At 66.8% G+C, this 265-nt stretch carries 1 pseudogene; it reads right to left on the bottom strand.

Annotation, left to right across the window (positions count from 1 at the left end):
• Positions 1-265 (bottom strand): annotated as a pseudogene (locus tag SB659_RS19735) (hypothetical protein); the annotation flags it as partial.

Below are 265 nucleotides of genomic sequence, written 5' to 3'. Positions count from 1 at the left end.
GAAGAAGCGCGGGCGGTGGCGGCCCGTCAGCCCCTTCTGGTTGATCCCGCGCGCGGCGAACGGCAGGCAGTTGCGGGAGAACAGCAGGATCTGCGGCTCGAGCCCCGACTTCTGGTATTCGAGTTCGCCGTCGCGTTCGACGTAGCGTCCGCCACGGCCGATCGTCAGCGCGGACACGACATCGTGTGCGGTGAGGCCGAACCCCTGTATGGCGACAGTCGCGGTAGGGGCGATATCGTTCAGCGTCTCGATCGGGTATGGCGAC

Source organism: Arthrobacter sp. SIMBA_036, assembly GCF_046535135.1.
Taxonomy (GTDB): Bacteria; Actinomycetota; Actinomycetes; order Actinomycetales; family Micrococcaceae; genus Arthrobacter.
Note: the sequence above shows the minus strand (reverse complement) of the source record. Positions and strands in the feature narration are given on the sequence as shown.